General features: G+C 52.5%; 10 protein-coding genes and 3 pseudogenes. 5 read left to right on the forward strand and 8 right to left on the reverse strand.

What is annotated here, in order from left to right; genetic code table 11:
• Nucleotides 1–6: 6 nt before the first annotated feature.
• The 4 genes and pseudogenes from tssM to ACM6G4_RS20860 form a co-directional block, all read left to right on the forward strand.
• The gene (tssM, locus tag ACM6G4_RS20845) at nucleotides 7–3,531 is read left to right on the forward strand and encodes a type VI secretion system membrane subunit TssM (RefSeq protein WP_414914533.1); all 3,525 of its coding nucleotides are present in this window, start codon (nucleotides 7–9) and stop codon (nucleotides 3,529–3,531) included.
• On the forward strand, nucleotides 3,531–4,259 hold the full coding sequence (locus ACM6G4_RS20850) for a PP2C family protein-serine/threonine phosphatase (protein ID WP_414914534.1): 729 nt from the start codon (nucleotides 3,531–3,533) through the stop codon (nucleotides 4,257–4,259). The genes tssM and ACM6G4_RS20850 overlap by 1 nt, the downstream gene beginning before the upstream one ends.
• On the forward strand, nucleotides 4,256–5,236 hold the full coding sequence (locus ACM6G4_RS20855; RefSeq protein ID WP_414914535.1) for a serine/threonine-protein kinase: 981 nt from the start codon (nucleotides 4,256–4,258) through the stop codon (nucleotides 5,234–5,236). The genes ACM6G4_RS20850 and ACM6G4_RS20855 overlap by 4 nt, the downstream gene beginning before the upstream one ends.
• Nucleotides 5,237–5,837: 601 nt before the next feature.
• Nucleotides 5,838–6,177 (forward strand): annotated as a pseudogene (locus ACM6G4_RS20860) (IS5/IS1182 family transposase); the annotation flags it as partial.
• A gap of 164 nt (nucleotides 6,178–6,341) precedes the next feature.
• Here the strand turns inward: ACM6G4_RS20860 and ACM6G4_RS20865 are convergent.
• From ACM6G4_RS20865 to ACM6G4_RS20875, 3 genes and pseudogenes are all read right to left on the reverse strand, one after another.
• Nucleotides 6,342–6,977, reverse strand: a pseudogene (locus tag ACM6G4_RS20865) (inositol monophosphatase family protein); the annotation flags it as partial.
• 900 nt (nucleotides 6,978–7,877) lie between these two features.
• Nucleotides 7,878–8,086, reverse strand: a pseudogene (locus tag ACM6G4_RS20870) (citrate transporter); the annotation flags it as partial.
• 559 nt (nucleotides 8,087–8,645) lie between these two features.
• Entirely contained in the window at nucleotides 8,646–8,864 is a 219-nt protein-coding gene (locus ACM6G4_RS20875; protein ID WP_414914536.1) for a hypothetical protein, read from the reverse strand.
• Between the two features lie 427 nt (nucleotides 8,865–9,291).
• On the opposite strand from ACM6G4_RS20875, the gene ACM6G4_RS20880 reads away from it, so the two are divergent.
• Nucleotides 9,292–9,915, forward strand: coding sequence for a hypothetical protein (locus ACM6G4_RS20880; RefSeq protein WP_414914537.1), 624 nt, complete (start codon nucleotides 9,292–9,294; stop codon nucleotides 9,913–9,915).
• Between the two features lie 152 nt (nucleotides 9,916–10,067).
• Here ACM6G4_RS20880 and ACM6G4_RS20885 read toward each other — a convergent pair whose 3' ends face one another.
• The 5 genes from ACM6G4_RS20885 to ychF all read right to left on the reverse strand — a co-directional run bounded on the left by ACM6G4_RS20885 (nucleotide 10,068) and on the right by ychF (nucleotide 16,727).
• The gene (locus tag ACM6G4_RS20885; RefSeq protein ID WP_414914538.1) at nucleotides 10,068–10,490 is read right to left on the reverse strand and encodes a hypothetical protein; all 423 of its coding nucleotides are present in this window, start codon (nucleotides 10,488–10,490) and stop codon (nucleotides 10,068–10,070) included.
• Entirely contained in the window at nucleotides 10,474–12,513 is a 2,040-nt protein-coding gene (locus tag ACM6G4_RS20890; protein WP_414914539.1) for a hypothetical protein, read from the reverse strand. The genes ACM6G4_RS20885 and ACM6G4_RS20890 overlap by 17 nt, the downstream gene beginning before the upstream one ends.
• The gene (locus tag ACM6G4_RS20895) at nucleotides 12,510–14,252 is read right to left on the reverse strand and encodes a hypothetical protein (protein WP_414914540.1); all 1,743 of its coding nucleotides are present in this window, start codon (nucleotides 14,250–14,252) and stop codon (nucleotides 12,510–12,512) included. Before ACM6G4_RS20895 ends, ACM6G4_RS20890 begins: the two co-directional genes overlap by 4 nt.
• Nucleotides 14,245–15,507: a tyrosine-type recombinase/integrase gene (locus ACM6G4_RS20900; protein ID WP_414914541.1), complete on the reverse strand. Its 1,263-nt coding sequence runs from the start codon at nucleotides 15,505–15,507 to the stop codon at nucleotides 14,245–14,247. Before ACM6G4_RS20900 ends, ACM6G4_RS20895 begins: the two co-directional genes overlap by 8 nt.
• A 119-nt stretch (nucleotides 15,508–15,626) precedes the next feature.
• Nucleotides 15,627–16,727: a redox-regulated ATPase YchF gene (ychF, locus tag ACM6G4_RS20905; protein WP_056726278.1), complete on the reverse strand. Its 1,101-nt coding sequence runs from the start codon at nucleotides 16,725–16,727 to the stop codon at nucleotides 15,627–15,629.
• Nucleotides 16,728–16,739 lie beyond the last annotated feature (12 nt).

Genomic DNA, 16,739 nt, shown 5'->3' on the forward strand with positions numbered 1-16,739 from the left:
CGTGTCATGAAAAAATTTTTCAAGAAAGTCGGCGCATTCTTGCGCAAGACCTGGGTCTGGACCTTGCTGGTGGTGCTGTTTGTCGCACTGCTGGTGTGGTTCGTCGGGCCGCTGCTTGCGGTGGATGACTACAAGTTCTGGAAAGGTTCGACCTCCCGCTTGCTGACCATCAGCGTGCTGTTCCTGATCTGGGGCCTGACCATGGTCTTCGTCAGTTGGCGCGCCGGTGTGCGTAAAAAAGCGATCGAAGACACCGAAGACGGCCAGGAGCGCATCCGCCGCGAAGAGCTGATCGACGAAGAAGAGAAAGAGTTGAAGGTGCGTTTCAAGGACGCCCTGAAAACCCTCAAGACGTCGAGCCTGTATCGTGGTCGTAGCGAGCGCTGGCGCAGTGATTTACCGTGGTACCTGCTGATCGGCCCACAGGGCAGTGGCAAGACCAGCCTGCTGGACTTCTCGGGCCTTGAGTTTCCGATCAACAAGATCGACCGCAAACTGACCCGCGACACCCTCGGCACCCGTCATTGCGACTGGTATTTCGCCGACCACGGTGTGCTGATCGACACCGCCGGGCGCTACCTGACCCAGCCGGATGCGGAAGTCGATGGCAGCGCCTGGAACACCTTGCTCGACCTGCTGCGCAAGCGTCGTCGTAATCGTCCGTTGAACGGCGTGCTGGTGACCATTCCGGTGGAAACCCTGCTGGGCGGCAGCGAACAAGACCTCGACACCCTGGCCCGCCAGGTGCGTGCGCGCCTGCAAGATGTGCATCAAAAACTGCACGTCGATGTGCCGATTTACCTGGTGTTGAGCAAGGCCGACAAGCTGCTCGGTTTTGACGAGTTTTTCGATCAACTGACTCGCGAAGAAAGCGATCAGGTGCTTGGCACCAGCTTCCGCAAAGAGCAGAGCGGCACCGACGTGGCCGTGCTGCGCGCCGAGTTCGAAGAGCTGCTGCGTCGCTTGAATAGCCAAGTGATCATGCGCATGCACCAGGAGCGCGACACCCAGCGCCGTGGCCGCATCCTCGACTTCCCGCATCAACTGGGGCAGATCGGCGAACGCCTGTGCCTGTTCGTCGACATGGCGTTCACCGGCAACCGCTACCAGCGTGTCAGTCAGTTGCGCGGTTTCTACCTGACCAGCGCGCCGCACCTGACTCAAGAGATGGACCAGACCACCGCCGGCATCGGCGCCAGCCTAGGCCTGAATGCCGGCGTGCTACCGACGTTGCGTAGCGGTCGTTCGCGGTTCATTCACCACTTGCTTAGCCGGGTGATTTTCCCCGAGGCCGACCTGGCCGGGCTGGACAAGCGTGAACGCAGCCGCATCCATTGGGGCCAACGCGCGCTGTACGTGGGCGCGCTGGCGGCCTTGGCGTTGTTCGGCATGCTGTGGGCGGGCGGTTTCTCGGCCAACTACGAGCGTCTGGAAAACCTGCGTAACCTCGCCACCCACTGGACGCAACAGCGCTCGGCCCTGACCGCGCGCGATGACTCCATGACGGTGCTCAAACCGCTCGATACGGCCTACGCGGCGACTCAGGTGTTCCCGAAAAAAGGCGACGTGAGTTACCACGAGCGTGGCGGCCTGTACCGAGGCGAAGACGTCAATCCAGTGGTCAAGAACGCCTACGAACGCGAGCTCGAAGCGCAACTGCTGCCGAAGGTCGCGACGCTGCTGGAAGGGCAGATCCGCGCCAACATGCGCGACCGCGAACGCCTGCTCAACAGCCTGCGCGCGTACCTGATGCTGAACATGAAAGACCGTCGCGACGGCCCGCGGCTCAGGGATTGGGTGGCCACCGAATGGTCTCAGCGTTATGCCGGCAACACCGCCGTGCAGAACGGCTTGAACTCGCACTTCGAACGTTTACTGCAGCAGTCGTTTAACTACCCGCTGAACGAGCAACTGGTGGCGCAGGCGCGTCAGGTATTGCGCAGCGAATCGCTGGCCAACGTGGTTTACCGGATGCTGCGCGAGCAGGCCCGCAACCTGCCGGAGTACCGTCTCAGCCAACACCTGGGCCCACAGGGTTCGCTGTTTGTCGGCACCGATTACGTGATCCCGGGCTTCTACACGCAGCAAGGTTATCAACAGTATTTCTCGGTCCAGGGTTCTACGCTGGTCACCGATATCCTGCGTGACAACTGGGTGCTGGGCGAGGGTTCGGGCATCAGCGGCATGGACTTGCGCCGCCTGATGGTCGAACTGGAGCAGCTGTACTTCCGCGACTACGCCAACTTCTGGAGTGAAGCGGTCGGCCAGGTGGCACTGCCGGCGATCAGCGACTTCAGTGAGGGCGCCGAGCAACTGGCGGGCCTGAGCTCGGCCAACTCGCCGGTGCTGCAACTGCTAGTGGAAGTGCGTGAGAACACCCGTTTCCCGGTGATCGCCGAGAGCGCCGATGACGCTGCAGCGGCGGCCGAAAAACTCGCGGAGAAGGGCGGCAAGCTCGGGAAACTGGCCGCGGCAGCGGCGGACAAAGCCGCGGACATGGCGAAGAACCTGCCGGACACCGCGAAGAAATCCCTGCAACGTCGCTTCGAACCGCTGCACCGTCTGCTGGATGACAACAACGGCCCGGCCGCTGATTTGACTCCGGCCCTGACGGCGCTCAACGACTTGCAACTGCAACTGGCAAGCCTGGCTCGTGCCAGCGCGCCGGAGCAGGCCGCGTCCGAAATGGCCAAGACCCGCATGAGCGGCCAGCGCGATGCGCTGAGCGCGTTGCGCAATGCTTCCAACCGCTTGCCGCGTCCGGTCAGCGTGTGGTTCAACGTGCTGGCCGAAGACACCTGGCGCCTGGTGCTCAACGATGCCTACCAGTACCTGAACCAGCGCTATCAGAGCGAGTTGTATAGCTTTTACAGTAAGGCGATCAACCAGCGTTATCCGTTCAGCGCCCACAGCACCAGCGACGTGGCGATCAGCGATTTCCGCGAGTTCTTCAAGGCCCAGGGCATCAACGACCGCTTCTTCGACACCTACATGCGTCCGTTCGTGAGCGGTGATCCGGGTAACTTCCGCCTGCGCGTCATTGACGGTCACAGCCTGCCGATTTCCAAGGTCTACCTCGACCAGATGGCGGCGGCACAAGTGATTCGCCAGAGCTTCTTCTCGATCAACCCGGCCGAGCCGCAAGTGCAGTTCAAACTGGAGCCGTACACCCTCGACCCCGCCGTCAGCCGTTCCGAGTTCAAGTTTGGCGACAAGACCATCGAATACCGCCACGGTCCGATTGTGCCGGTGTCGTTCAAATGGCCGACCGACGCTGAAGACGGGCGCACCAGCCTGGTGTTGGACAAGATGGCGGGCCGCCCGATCGGCATCGAGAAAAACACTGGCCCATGGTCGTTGTTCCGCCTGTTCGACCTGATGCAGACCGAGTACCTGAGTGGTCGCGACGTGCTGGTGCTGAAGGCGGATGTGGGCGGCCTGCGTGCCAACTACTTGCTGACCAGCCAGCGCACACCGAACCCGTTCGACATGGGCGTGCTGCGTACTTTCCGTATGCCGGTGCAGCTCTGATGCTGGTGGCCAGCCCCTGGCGCAGCGCTGCGCGTACCGACGCTGGCAAGGTTCGGGCGCGCAACGAAGATGCTTTCCTGGACTGTCCACAGCAGGGGCTGTGGGTGGTCGCGGACGGCATGGGCGGTCATCAGGGTGGCGATGTCGCCAGCCAGTTGATCGTCGCCAGCCTGGCGGAATTGCCGGCACAGGACGATTTCGACGAACGCCTCAAAGGCATCCGCCAGTGCCTGCACTGGCTCAACCGCCGCTTGGGTCAGGAGTTGACCGTCACCACCTGGCGCCACGACAGCATCATGGGCAGCACCGTTGTGGCGCTGCTGGTGGACGGCAATCGCGCGGCCTGCATCTGGGCCGGCGACAGCCGTTGCTACCTGTGGCGCGGCCAGCGTTTGTATCAACTGTCCAAGGACCACTCGCTGCAACAGCAACTCATCGACGAGCAAAACATGAGCGTCGAAGACGCCAAGGCTCATCCTGGCGCCAATGCCCTGACCCGTGCGGTCGGGGCGGCCGAGCAACTGGCCCTGGACGTGCTCGAGCTCGAGGTTTATCCCGGCGATGCGTTTTTGTTGTGCAGCGATGGTTTGTACAACGGGTTGAGCAGCGATGCCTTGGGCAACGCCCTGAGCCTGACCGCGCCGCACGTTGCGCTGGAGCGTCTGTTCGACGGCGCTCTGCGTGGCGCGGCCCGGGACAACCTGACTGCCGTGGTGATCTGCCAATGACCCCAGCCAGTAAACTGACTTACTTTGCGTTCGCCACGCCTCTGAACGGAAAGCCGCACAAGGCCGAACCGGCAACGGCGCCAACCAAGGCCCGTCTCGGCGAAATGCCCGACGTGCTGGCAGGCCGTTACCGCATCGAGCGCCTGCTGGGTGCCGGCGGCATGGGCGCGGTTTACCGTGCACGGGACTTGCTGAGTGAACAGTTCGGCGATCCCGACCCTTACATCGCGCTGAAAATTCTCAGTGAAGAATTTGCCGAATCGCCGGATGCCAGCGCCTTGCTCTACAGCGAGTTCGCCCTGACCCGACGCCTGCGGCACGACAACGTGCTGCGTATGCACAGCTTTGAAGTGGACACCGATTGCCAGCGCGCCTTCATCACCATGGAACTTATGCGTGGGCTGACGCTGGACCAATTGCTCTGCGAGCGCCCGCTGGGCTTGCCGTGGAAAGAACTGCGCGACATCGCGCTACCGCTGCTTGATGCGCTGGCCTATGCCCACGCTAATGGCGTGCTGCACGGTGATATGAAACCGAGCAATGTGATGCTTAGCGAAGACGGCCTGCGCTTGTTCGACTTCGGCCTCGGCCAATCGGAAGAGGGCATCCTGCCCGGTCTGCCACACTTGAGCCGCGACCGCTTCAATGCCTGGACCCCCGGCTACGCCGCCCCGGAGTTACTGGAAGGCCAACCGCTGACGGCCAGCGCCGATGTCTATGGGGTGGCCTGCGTGCTGTACGAGTTGGCGACCGGCAAACATCCGTTCCGTCGCTTGCCCTCGATTCAGGCACGTGCCGAGCATTTGGAGCGAGAGTTGCACGCCCCCAAGAACCTGCCAAATCACTGCTGGCCAGCTCTGCGAACGGCGCTAGCGTTTGATCCGGCTGCGCGAGCCAGCAGCGTTGATCATCTTCGGTATGCCCTGGGAAAGTCGGCGTCTTGGCTAAAATATTGGCCATGCAGGTGCAATAAATAGTTCGGTAATTTTTACTGGGTTCTGAATAGTAACTTGATCTAAGTAATATTTGTGACGAGTTGATTTTTAGTCAGGTATGTAAATCTGCACTGGGCTATTTGGTGTAATTACATGAGTGGAAAATATTTGATTTATTTCTTGGTGGAGTCGGTGAAGCGGCTGTGGGTGATTTACGTTGCATGCTTTAATTTCTGTAGCTTTATTGGGTTCGAATATTTTTAGTTTGTTTTAAAGAGTCAGTATTTAAAGTCTGACCATAGATCTATTATTTTTTTTGTACTTGCGTTAGTTGTTTATGGGCAGCCGGGGGTATGCAAAAATCGATTTAAATACACGAGGTTTAAGTCTGCCTCCCTTAACTCTTCTCCCCTTGGTTTCGGCTTTGAGGGCAATGGGCACTGGCATCGTGCTTGACGACACGACTGTGCAAAGTGTCAATCTCCACAACGACCCTCCGGATAAATCGATGGCGCTATCTGTCAATCCTACCCACCAACGGCCTATTTTTCTGTCAATCAAGAGGAGTCTGATTGACTGTCAACCTTGTTTGAGCGCAATCCGGTCATGGCCAATGAAATCAATGCCCTAAGAGGTGTCAATGTCGACGGATCGGGCAACGCCCGAAGTGGCTGAGGCCAAGGCCGAGCGGCTGAAAGAAAAATCGAAACGCTGAAACAGCAGATGCAAAAACTGAAGGACATCAAGGCGCAGCTTCACGACAGTCCAGACCAACAAATCTCTCTTACCGATCCAGATGCACGCTCAATGGCCACGAGCGGACGAGGCACCGGAACGGTTGGCTATAACGTACAAAAGGCCGCCGACGACAAGCACCATCTGATCATTGCTCACGAGGTGACCAACGTGGGCAACTGGGCAATATGGCGAACCAGGCGGGTGAAGAGATCGGCGCTGAGTCGCTGACGGTATTCCTGAACAGGCACCACGATCGCCACGTTTGGAATGCCGTCGCTGACAGTTTGTAAGTGCATTTCCACAGGCGCAGAGGCCTGGGCTCCGCCAAACAACGCTCGGCGCATTTCTTCTTCAGTTAGTTGTAGGCATTCGTTGTCTCGAAGATGTCTCAATAGTGGCCTCGCCCCGTTTAAGCTCGGAGGACTCGATCCCATTTACGAGTTGTCAGTTCGAGGCATATGGTTGCTGATCCACCGAAGCAGCGTTGCGATACGGTCTCCATATTGACCTCCGCGGCGTAGCTGATGGCGATTCCATTTTCGTTTAGCAGCACACCACCGGCGCCTCTCAACAGTGCATGCCCAGCGACAACATCATGTGCTGAAACAGCGTACAGCGAGACGCCGCATACACCGTCGCCGGCGGCTACTCTAGCAAGTCTGTATGCGATGGATGGCATTGCATGAAAACACCCTGGGGCACACATCTCTCGATTGAGGTCCGGTTTATTTAGAGCCGTAGCGCTGACCATTATAGTAATGTCGCTCGACAGCTTTTTATTAGCAAGGCCGGAGCTTACTGGTTGACCATTACGAATCAGTTGGGGCATGCCTTCCGCCCATCCAATGCAGTCAGGTGGCCCCTCAGGAGTCACGGGGGCAAATACAATCCCGAGTACTGGGATGGTCTTATGCAGTAGCCCCACTGATATTGCAGATCCCTTCAAACCGTTCAGAAAGTCACTCGTTCCATCGTTAGGGTCCACAACCCAACACCAAGCATTCCCCGTGAGGATGTGTCCCGTCACTTCCCCCCAAAAATCGCACCTCGGTTATCTCTTTCTAACTAAGCGACATAGAAGTCCATGTGTGACGTGATGGGGCTGTCCAGTTTCGACCAAGCTTCGTGGCCCACATCTTACTAGATTTCCAACAGTGCAGATTGGTCAACGATGACGTTTTCTAAGCCATAAACTTGCCAATAAATAATCGCAATTTGAATCGCCCGATTCTGCAACATGAAGCACTTGATAGTCGTCCCCCAACAGCGGTTTACCTTCGGCGCTCCCACGACACGGGGCAAAGCTATAGCCAGAGCAAAAGTTGAAATACACGAAGCAAGAGTAAAAATGAAGATGCCAAAACAGTTGAATGGTTAGATGTTCTAGATTTCTATTGCAATTTTTCTGGTCGTGGTTGGTAGAAAAACCTTGGTGCTTGGCTTTATACGCAATTATGAAAAAAACATAATTTGTCTGCAGACATGGCTTGGCGACGAAAAGCCAAGCGTGTAGGAGGCTGGTGAAATAAGGGGAGTAAAACCGTCCCTGATAATTCTAGGCCTTGGGGTCGTCGTTTCCTGCGGGTCAGAATACGAGACGCGTTGGTCAAAGCTGAAGGGTGACGGTTCATGGCCGCACGTGCGATTGTTGTCCTGCGCTTCATCGTTGTCCAAAAAGCCAGCAGCAAAGAAAAGAAATGTTTCCTTTAAGTGCTGAAAATAGCCGTAAAGACAACATTTCTTTACCTTCGGCTATCGGCAGATTGCTGCCCTTCGTGTTCGGTAGGAAATTACTCACAACGGACATTCGAGCTCTGGTGGAGAAGCGATCGTTAATCAACCTTAAATTAACGAGCAAAAAATCCAGGAAACATTTCGATTTCCGGGCTTTTTCATTGTTTGAAACAGTTTCATTAGCGCTTCTCGTTGTTACCTCAAACACCTACTACCAGAGGGAACAAGCCAGCAGCAAGCAAACGAGCAAGATGAGACAGCTCAGCGCGAACGCCCATTTCATGGTGTATTTCTGGTGGTCACTGAGCTCCACACCAGCCAGGCAACAGAGCAGGTAGGTAGAGTCCACAAGAAGGCTGAGTAATGAACTCGTTGACCCACCAGTGAAGCCCGTCCGATTTCAGCCGCGGAGATCCCATAGCCCAAGTGCAGCGCACAGCGAGTCTGTCGCGACCGGCGGTAGGACAGCTCGAAAGAGCCCGTCTGCATAAATGCGGTGTTCACCTGCAATTACCTGCTGCTACCACGGTGACTGTCGAGTGCGAATAGCTTTCGTGGTGGATCGAGACCTCCCTCCGATGATAGGGCGAGCGGTCGACATAAAGGACATTCGATCAACATGTCTGACTTTCGAAATAGTGCGTTTACGCTTCACAAACCGCAAAACAGTCGGGTGGCCGAGCTTTGCTGCAGACAACGTGGGTTTTGAAGCGCTGGTCGTGGGCAAATCAATTTGTGAAGGCGTTGACCTGCAAGTTATGCGCGAGCTGGCCGAAACTGCCGTCGTTAATTTGGATGGTGTACCCATGCAAAAGGCCTGTCTGGTGACAGTGCTACAGACCCTCTGAGCTCGTAATCGGCCCTGTATCAGCACGCAGCCGAACGGGGTGTGACGTTGCGGGCCGGCGAAATAGTGTCGACATGGAGCCATGTGCGAAGCCTTCGACATATAAGGTGCTGGTCACGTTCTGTCGGTGAGTCATTTCACCAACGAGCTGACGTTCTCTCTCTGATTTTCACTAAACATCGGTGCATGCATCCCGCCAAGCCCCGGATCGCAGTATTTCGTTAAAGGGACATTGCTCATGCTGCCAAGACAACTCCGAATCGCCAGTCGAATGGTTCTCGGGTTCTTCATTATTGCCGCCTTGATCGTTGCTTTAGGGGTATTCGCGCTGGGCAGATTGATGAGGTTCAAGATCAGTCGATCCAAATCAAGGACAACTGGCTAAAGCTAGTCCGCGCGTTGGGTTCCGCTAGTGCCGCACTGAATCGCTATCGGATGGGATCGATGCAGCACATTCTTTCGGTCAGCGAAAAAGACATGCAGTCCTACGGGGGCAAAACAGCCGGGCGGTTGCAGCAAGTCCGCGAGAAATGCAAACCTATGCCCAGTTTTTGACCAGCGAGATTGGCTGCTTCAGACGTTCGATGGAGCATTCACAAACCAATTTGAAGGAGTTCATTACGAATTCTCTCTAGCAATTGATCAGTTGTGACGTCGTCGCCGGACGACAAATAGCCAGCCAAGATGATGCTGACAGGGTGTACGCCGAGGACTCCCGCCATCTGTTCGATTTTATCAATTGACGCACTGCCCCTACCTGCTTCGAGAGTGCTGATGTATGGCTGACTGGGCCCAAGGCATTCCTGCGGGATATTTTTTTTCAGACGATACAATTTCATCGAGGCGCCCAGTGCCCGTTTTAGTTCCGATCGCATGCACGCTACTCGCAAAAGGAACGATAAAGCCGGTCGCAGCAAAATTGTTCTATACTGTGCACAGTATAATTTGGGTGTATTTTATGTTTTTGACATTTCAGGAAGCAAAAATTGACCAATTCGGGCTGTTTGGACCCGATCCATCCGCCTGGAGTTATGTGGAGCATACGATTCACCGACCTTGGTTCTATGTAGCTACGACGTCTCCCCAAGATGATTTCGATATCTGCACCATGACGATGATCAGTAACGAAAGTGTTCTGATATCTCTACTTAACGAGGCAGCCGGTGCTCACATCACAAACATCTTATTGGTCACCCCTCATCACATTAACCAGCAAGGTCGATGGGTAATGGAGCAACTCGAATATGTGTACCGCTATGCGTATCCAAACGGATTTACTTTCGTATACGGAGTCGAGGGTGGCATCACATATATTTACGGCGATGAAGGCGTGATCGGTGATGAAGGAAGAGGGAAAGAAACACTCTATTTAGCAACGAGAAGGAATGGCGATGCAGTATGATCTATAGATAGTGCAGGCTATCCAAGCGGACGTTCTTAAGATGAAAATTCTTCAGAGGTCTATCGCGTCGCGATTAATCTCCGGGCATTTGTAAACATATTAATGAAAGATGGAAGAACCATTTACTTTTCGCTGTTTGAGTGGGCCCATTATCATTTTATGAGCGGGACCGGCTTTAAGGTAGCGAGATACTCTTTAATTTCAAATAGCTCTGATGCAAGCTCCATAACTCTTTGTTGGGCGCTGATTAGCTGGGATTGAGCGAAATCACGTTGGGCTTTCACCACGTCCAGTCGTTTTTTGAGATCGGACCGAAGGGTACGCTTTCGAAGTTGGTCTCTCCTTTTTGAGATGGTCTTTCGCTTGTTAATATCTACATAGACTTTAATCTCGCGAACTAGGGAGGGAAACCTGGATTTTCGCAGAGCGCTGGGATCACAGGCGGCTTCTTTGGCTACATTGTTCTGAGATACAGGTGTTCCGGGCATCAGGATCTTAGGGCTATCCGCTTTCAGTCGTTCAAACGCCTGGCGAAACCGTTGTTCAGCGCTAAGGTTTTCATTCACTGACGACATTTAAGAAGTTCTCCATACCTTGGCGTTCAGCCAGCAACGCTTTGTGTCGAGGGCTATCAACTGGGTTTTTTTCTAGTTCACTGTCAATTATCGATAGTTCAATCATAAAATCTGATGCCTTTTCGCGATCGTATAGGGCATCAGCACATGGACCATCTCCATCACCGCCAGTGCATCGAGAGATCGATTCAATTCCTCCATACGGGCACGAACCACGATGAGTGCAGACACCTACACGTATTTCCCGAAAGTGGATGAGGCCGCGCCGTGCTGCTGAAACCAATTGCTTCGCGTCCTTATCACTCACCAGATTGACCAAAACAGCATCTTTACGTTCTTTTCCAAGTGGTGATACAAAGCGTTCACCAATTGCATTTGATATCTTTAGGGGCATGGTTTCATACATTGCCCTGATAATGACTTTTTCTACCTCCTCGTTTAGCAGGAGTTTAGTGTAGCCTCGGCCATAGTAAAGGGGCATAATTTTCGATGTGTGTTTCATCAGAAACTGCATACTGGAGTCTGAGATGAGGCCACTAGCAAACATATTAACTGCACCAGTGCGCCTTAGTTGGTGCCATGACAGAGGCCATACCGCTCCAATCTTAAAGTCAACTCTCAGGTTCGGAGTGAGCATTCTTGCAATACGCAAATCTTCTTCGGTTATTCTGAGTTTGTCATCGTCGAATAAAAGGTTGAATTGTCGTGATGCGTTTTTGTATGCGTTAACGTTGACACGACCACCAAAGGTGTTCGTTCTATTGTTTCTACTACTCCAAGGTTCTGATGCGCATCCATAAAGATATGGGTTGTTTATTTCATTTTCGGTAGCTTGTATTTTTGGATCCTCCACTGAACAGATCATGCGCATTCGAGCAACCGAATGCATCGCTTTTACTGCTGCTTCAACGCTTGGACTGGTCGGCCATCTAGCATCACTATCCGATATGGTTTTTGTTGTTTCGCCTACAATTATCGGGATACAACCTAGCTTTTCATCTTTTTCCCAGATTAAGCAATCTGATCGGAGAGAGGAAACCTCAGTTATTCTTTGTAATGTGAAATTCGCTATATAAGCGATTCCTGTATATTGAATTAAAGATAAATAGTTAGAAAAGTTTCTAATTTCGATTCCTTTTGTAGGGGTGTCAACCCATCGCTTGATAAGGTCGCTAATGTGGTATCTATCTGTTGTGATCTGGAACTTTCCATAATATCGTGCTCCAGTTCGCTTTCCCTTATTTTTGTATTTGTGTTGGCCAAACGGTAAAAGGTGCCTGATTTTTTTTGTCAGTGCGGATTTCAATGACCCGTAATTGTGAGTATAAGCAGCGGTACAAAAATCAAAGCAATCCTCTATGGATTTCTGGTTTTGTAGATACTCGTCAAGACAAAGTTTAAGGCGAGCAACTTGGTAGGACCAGATTCGAGGAGGGATATATGCTGTTTGTTCTATGTCATGTAATGGGGTGGCGGCGGCAAGGCGCTTAATAGCTGCTAAATCAACAAGTATGAAGCCAAGATGGGTACGGGCATCCCACAGTCTATGTAGCTCTAGAATAGTGGTTGAGTATTCACTTGGTGGTATGCGTTTTGAAATTTCTTCTAGGACTTTTGGGGATTTCGAAAGTTTTGACGCGGGAATTTTTTTCTGACTGCAGAGTGCTATAATTCGTCGGAACATGTGAAAAACTGATTTCATTCCATTTGCGCTTCTGCATGACTTAATTCCCCACATACGCCAGGTTGTGATGAGGCGCAGTAAGTCAGCGTTTGTTGAATCGATTCGTTCTGAGCGTCCTGGATTAGGGCCATCGCCAAAGTTTAGAATCATTGATACGCCAGCCCATGGCGTGATATCCCACACAAAATCACCCCATAGAGACAACACATTACCTCTTTGGTCTTCACTGACAATCCAGTCACGCGGTGGCGGCCAGCTAGGTGGGCGAAAGGAGCGGTGCGCTGGTGTCAACCAATCGCTGGTTCGTCGTAACCCAAAAATTTCCAGTGATTGAGTCATGAAGCACCTTCCAGCATTGAGATTCTTCGAGCCCATTCAGGATGGTAGTATCCTTCATCAACTCTATTGAGAGACTCTTCAAGCCAAGCTCGGCGTGTGGAGTTCGATTCACCAAACCATCGGAGTTTTTCAGAAATTCGATTAATAATATATTCGACATGATTCGATTTAGCTTCGCGCTGCGAAGCTGTCCACTTTGATAATTCGATGATCTTAAGATGGCGGAAACAAGCAAGTGCCCAAAGATAGTCTAAGCAGTCAATATCGCGATGATGTTCGCACAGCATGCAGCCAGAGGCTCTAAGGCAGTCTGGCTTCGGGGTGTCAGTTGGTATAGATTTTATTTTGACGGGTTTGCCATTACATTTACCAGGTGCAACCGGATCTGTGCTTGCCTCGCTGGGATCATGTTCAGACCAAAAACGCATGATTTCACCAATCGCACGTTGTTGGCTAGGGCGCTCATAAATTTTTACCAACGTCTCTACGTGATGCTGAGCCATCTCAGCTGTCAAATCGATATCGCCACTTCTACGCAAAATCCAGTTGACTCGCGTGTTTCTTATATTTTGGGGAGAGAAGAATTTCACTCCAAGATTTTTACATATTAGTGGGAGAACCAATGTTGGGCGCAACACAGAGTCGTAATTTTGTCGTTGGCTTAGTGGAAAAATTAAATCAGTGTCAGGGAATAAGGTGCTTCGCCAATCTAAGTAGCGCTCGAAATGCGGCTTGTAATCTTTGAAAATTTGAAACAGTACATTACCTCCTCTTCGTGGTTTTCTATCATATACTTGATAGCCATCGATATAACTGGAGTAAGAAAATTTTTGAAGTTTCAGTTGATGTGTCTGAGTGAAGTTCATGCCGGTTTGGCTGATGAACATTAGAAGTTCTGCTTCAACCCTTCTACGCGCCAAGGGGGAGCGGGTTCGCAGAGTACCTTCGGCTTCCCAGTTTTTGAATGTGGTAATAGATCTTTCGAATTCTACAGGGGGGAGGTTGCGGGGCAGGTATAACGAGTCATTAAGCAGATATTCTTTTAAAGTGCGATTTTTTGTATGCCACCCCGACCACTCGATCATTTCTCCGCCGTGACGTAATGGTATGCGAATAGGAATTGAACCCCTCAGAACGGTTTCAGTGGAGAGTGCATCGCAGACATCTTGTAGGAAATGCCCAAATTTAATCATGTCTTCTAGGTTTTGCTTTTCTACTTTTACCTCTTGAGCTCTCTTTTTCGAGTTAGGTGATCGCAGGCGCGTTAGCGATATCAGAGGTGAGTTCCTGTCCAGAACATCATCAAGAATGCGTGATACTCCAGAGGCCAAAGAATAAGCCGTTGTTTCTGCGATATTTTTTAATATTTTATTTCGATACACTAAGAAATCAGTCCAGCTCAGATATGTGTTCTGAACTGTATGTGGATTTAGAGGTAGCTTATTGTCATCCGCCCACGAAAAAAACCTTCTGAAGTGGGCAATTGAGCTTTGGGTAGTGAAATTACTAGCGCCTGATATAATTTTATCGTTGATTACTTCATGGATTTTTGATACCAGTTCCAATCTATCGGGTTGGGCAGATCCACATTTACCAAAATAGATCATTGTCTTGGCGGTTTTTGGTTTGACTTTAGCAGCACCTAAGTAAACTAAGCATGAAAGATCCCACTCCGTCTGTTGAAATGCGAACTCTAGGCTTGCAAATGTTAGATCTGGGAGCGGGCTGGGCTTACGCATTATAATTATCCCAGTTTCTGTTTTTTAATCCGGTAAATACTTCGTTGAATTCTTGTGCTGCGCGCTGCTTTCCTTTAGAGGTCTCAATAAATTTTATATAACGAAACGTCGTCGCTTCATGTTTATGGAGCATGGCGTTCTTTACAAATTCTATTGCTGCGCCGGGTGATGTCACGGAAAGAGCTAATTTCATTAGCCAGGTTCCATAAGTGGCTCGTGTCTGGTGGAATTTGAAGGAGGTCATGAATTTTAAGCCAGTCGATGCAGACTTTTTTCGTAGTCCTGTCATCAATGTTCCTATAGTGCTATTGCGGTAGGGTTTCCCTCTTATAGTTAAAAATAGAATTGATTTGTTGCTGTTCTCTGCTTTAGCTTCACGCTTTAGGCGTTCGACTGAATAAGCATAATCTTTCATTCCATTATATAGCGAGGTCGGTACTAACAGATCACCTTGAACGTCGAGCTTTGTCGAGACGCCGGTGCCAGGACCGACTCTTATCAGATAGAAATTATCGAGATAATTATCAGGTCTCGCGGTTTCCAAATTCTCGATTCGAAGAGTAGCGATTGTTTGAAGTCGAGCCCCAATGAGAAAGCCAATTGTCAGCATGAGATGCAGTACTCTGGTCTCATGTCGTGCGGTGAATTGCAGTAGCTCGGTCATATGTGAATCACTGAGCGGTGTTAATCCGTCTTCGAGTCGAATGCCGGGAACGGGGCGATTGGGAATCGCTAGGTCAGTAGAAGTGCGCTGAAGGCAGCGCTTGAATCCAAGCGAATCGTAATAGGGCACTACGATCGAGTGTTCACGCCACATCGGTGTGGTGGGAGTGATGAGGTCTTGAGCAGCGGTAAATCGATAAAATTGAACAATCGCGTTAATCCGCGCTTGGCCAGTACTTGCCGCTAGACTACCCATCTTGATTTGGCGTATCAAATCACCGCGAAACCGTACAATCGCCCGTTCGGATTTTCGCATTGGGAAATGGCGCCAGTCTAATTTGGCGTCTTCAAGGAAACATGCATAGCGGTGCAGATGTTTCATCAAGCCCTTTGCGGTCTCGATGTCACGGCGTTGGTTAACAAGCTTCTCTAAGGCCCAAAGGTTAGCCTCAGTCCAGCTTTCGCCGCTTTCCCAGAAAATTTGCGGTAATTCAGGAATGCGAAGCCCTAGCTGGTCATGTTCCCAGTTAGAGAATCCAGCAGGCTGGATTTCGCGCCAAGGTTGAAAGTCCACGTACTCAAGGTACGCCATTCACACCTCCCTGCCGTCGACAGCGCTAGGGCGTGCACTCCTAAGGCCGTACGAGGCTCAGACAACCACCTGTATGTCCATAGCTTGGCTCACGATGGGTGGTTGTCAATACCTGCAAACTATACGTTAAAGCGGAAGTGCATCACGTCGCCGTCCTTGACGATGTAGTCCTTGCCTTCCAGGCGCCATTTGCCGGCTTCCTTGGTACCGGCTTCGCCCTTGTACTGGATGAAGTCGTTGTAGGCGATCACTTCGGCGCGGATGAAGCCTTTTTCGAAGTCGGTGTGGATCACGCCAGCGGCTTGTGGTGCGGTGGCACCGACGCGGACGGTCCAGGCGCGGACTTCTTCGACACCGGCGGTGAAGTAGGTCTGCAGGTGCAGCATTTCGTAGCCGGCGCGGATCACGCGGTTCAGGCCAGGCTCTTCGAGGCCCAGGGCTTCGAGGAACATGTCCTTCTCTTCGCCGTCATCGAGCTCGGCGATTTCCGCTTCGATCTTGTTGCACACCGGTACAACCATGGCGCCTTCTTCTTCGGCGATGGCGCGAACAACGTCCAGGTGCGGGTTGTTCTCGAAACCGTCTTCAGCGACGTTGGCGATGTACATGACCGGCTTGGTGGTCAGCAGGTGGAAGCCCTTGATCACCGCTTTTTCGTCGGTGCCCATGTTCTTCATCAGGCTGCGCGCCGGCTTGCCTTCGGTGAAGTGGGCGATCAGTTGCTCCAGCAGTCCTTTCTGGACCACTGCGTCCTTGTCGCCGCCCTTGGCGTTGCGAGCGACTTTCTGCAGTTGCTTCTCGCAGCTGTCGAGGTCGGCGAAGATCAGTTCCAGGTCGATGATTTCGATGTCGCGTTTCGGGTCGACGCTGTTGGAGACGTGAATCACGTTCTCGTCTTCGAAGCAGCGGACCACGTGGGCGATGGCATCGGTTTCACGGATATTGGCCAAAAACTTGTTACCCAGGCCTTCACCTTTCGACGCACCGGCAACCAGGCCAGCGATGTCGACGAACTCCATGGTGGTTGGCAGGATGCGCTTTGGATTGACGATGGCTGCCAGGGCATCCAGGCGCGGATCCGGCATCGGCACGATACCGCTGTTGGGTTCGATGGTGCAGAAGGGGAAGTTCTCGGCCGCGATCCCGGATTTGGTCAGGGCGTTGAACAGGGTGGACTTACCGACGTTAGGCAGGCCGACGATGCCGCAATTGAATCCCATGGTGTTTCCCCG

Source organism: Pseudomonas sp. IT-P258 (assembly GCF_949767825.1).
Lineage (GTDB): Bacteria > Pseudomonadota > Gammaproteobacteria > Pseudomonadales > Pseudomonadaceae > Aquipseudomonas > Aquipseudomonas monachiensis.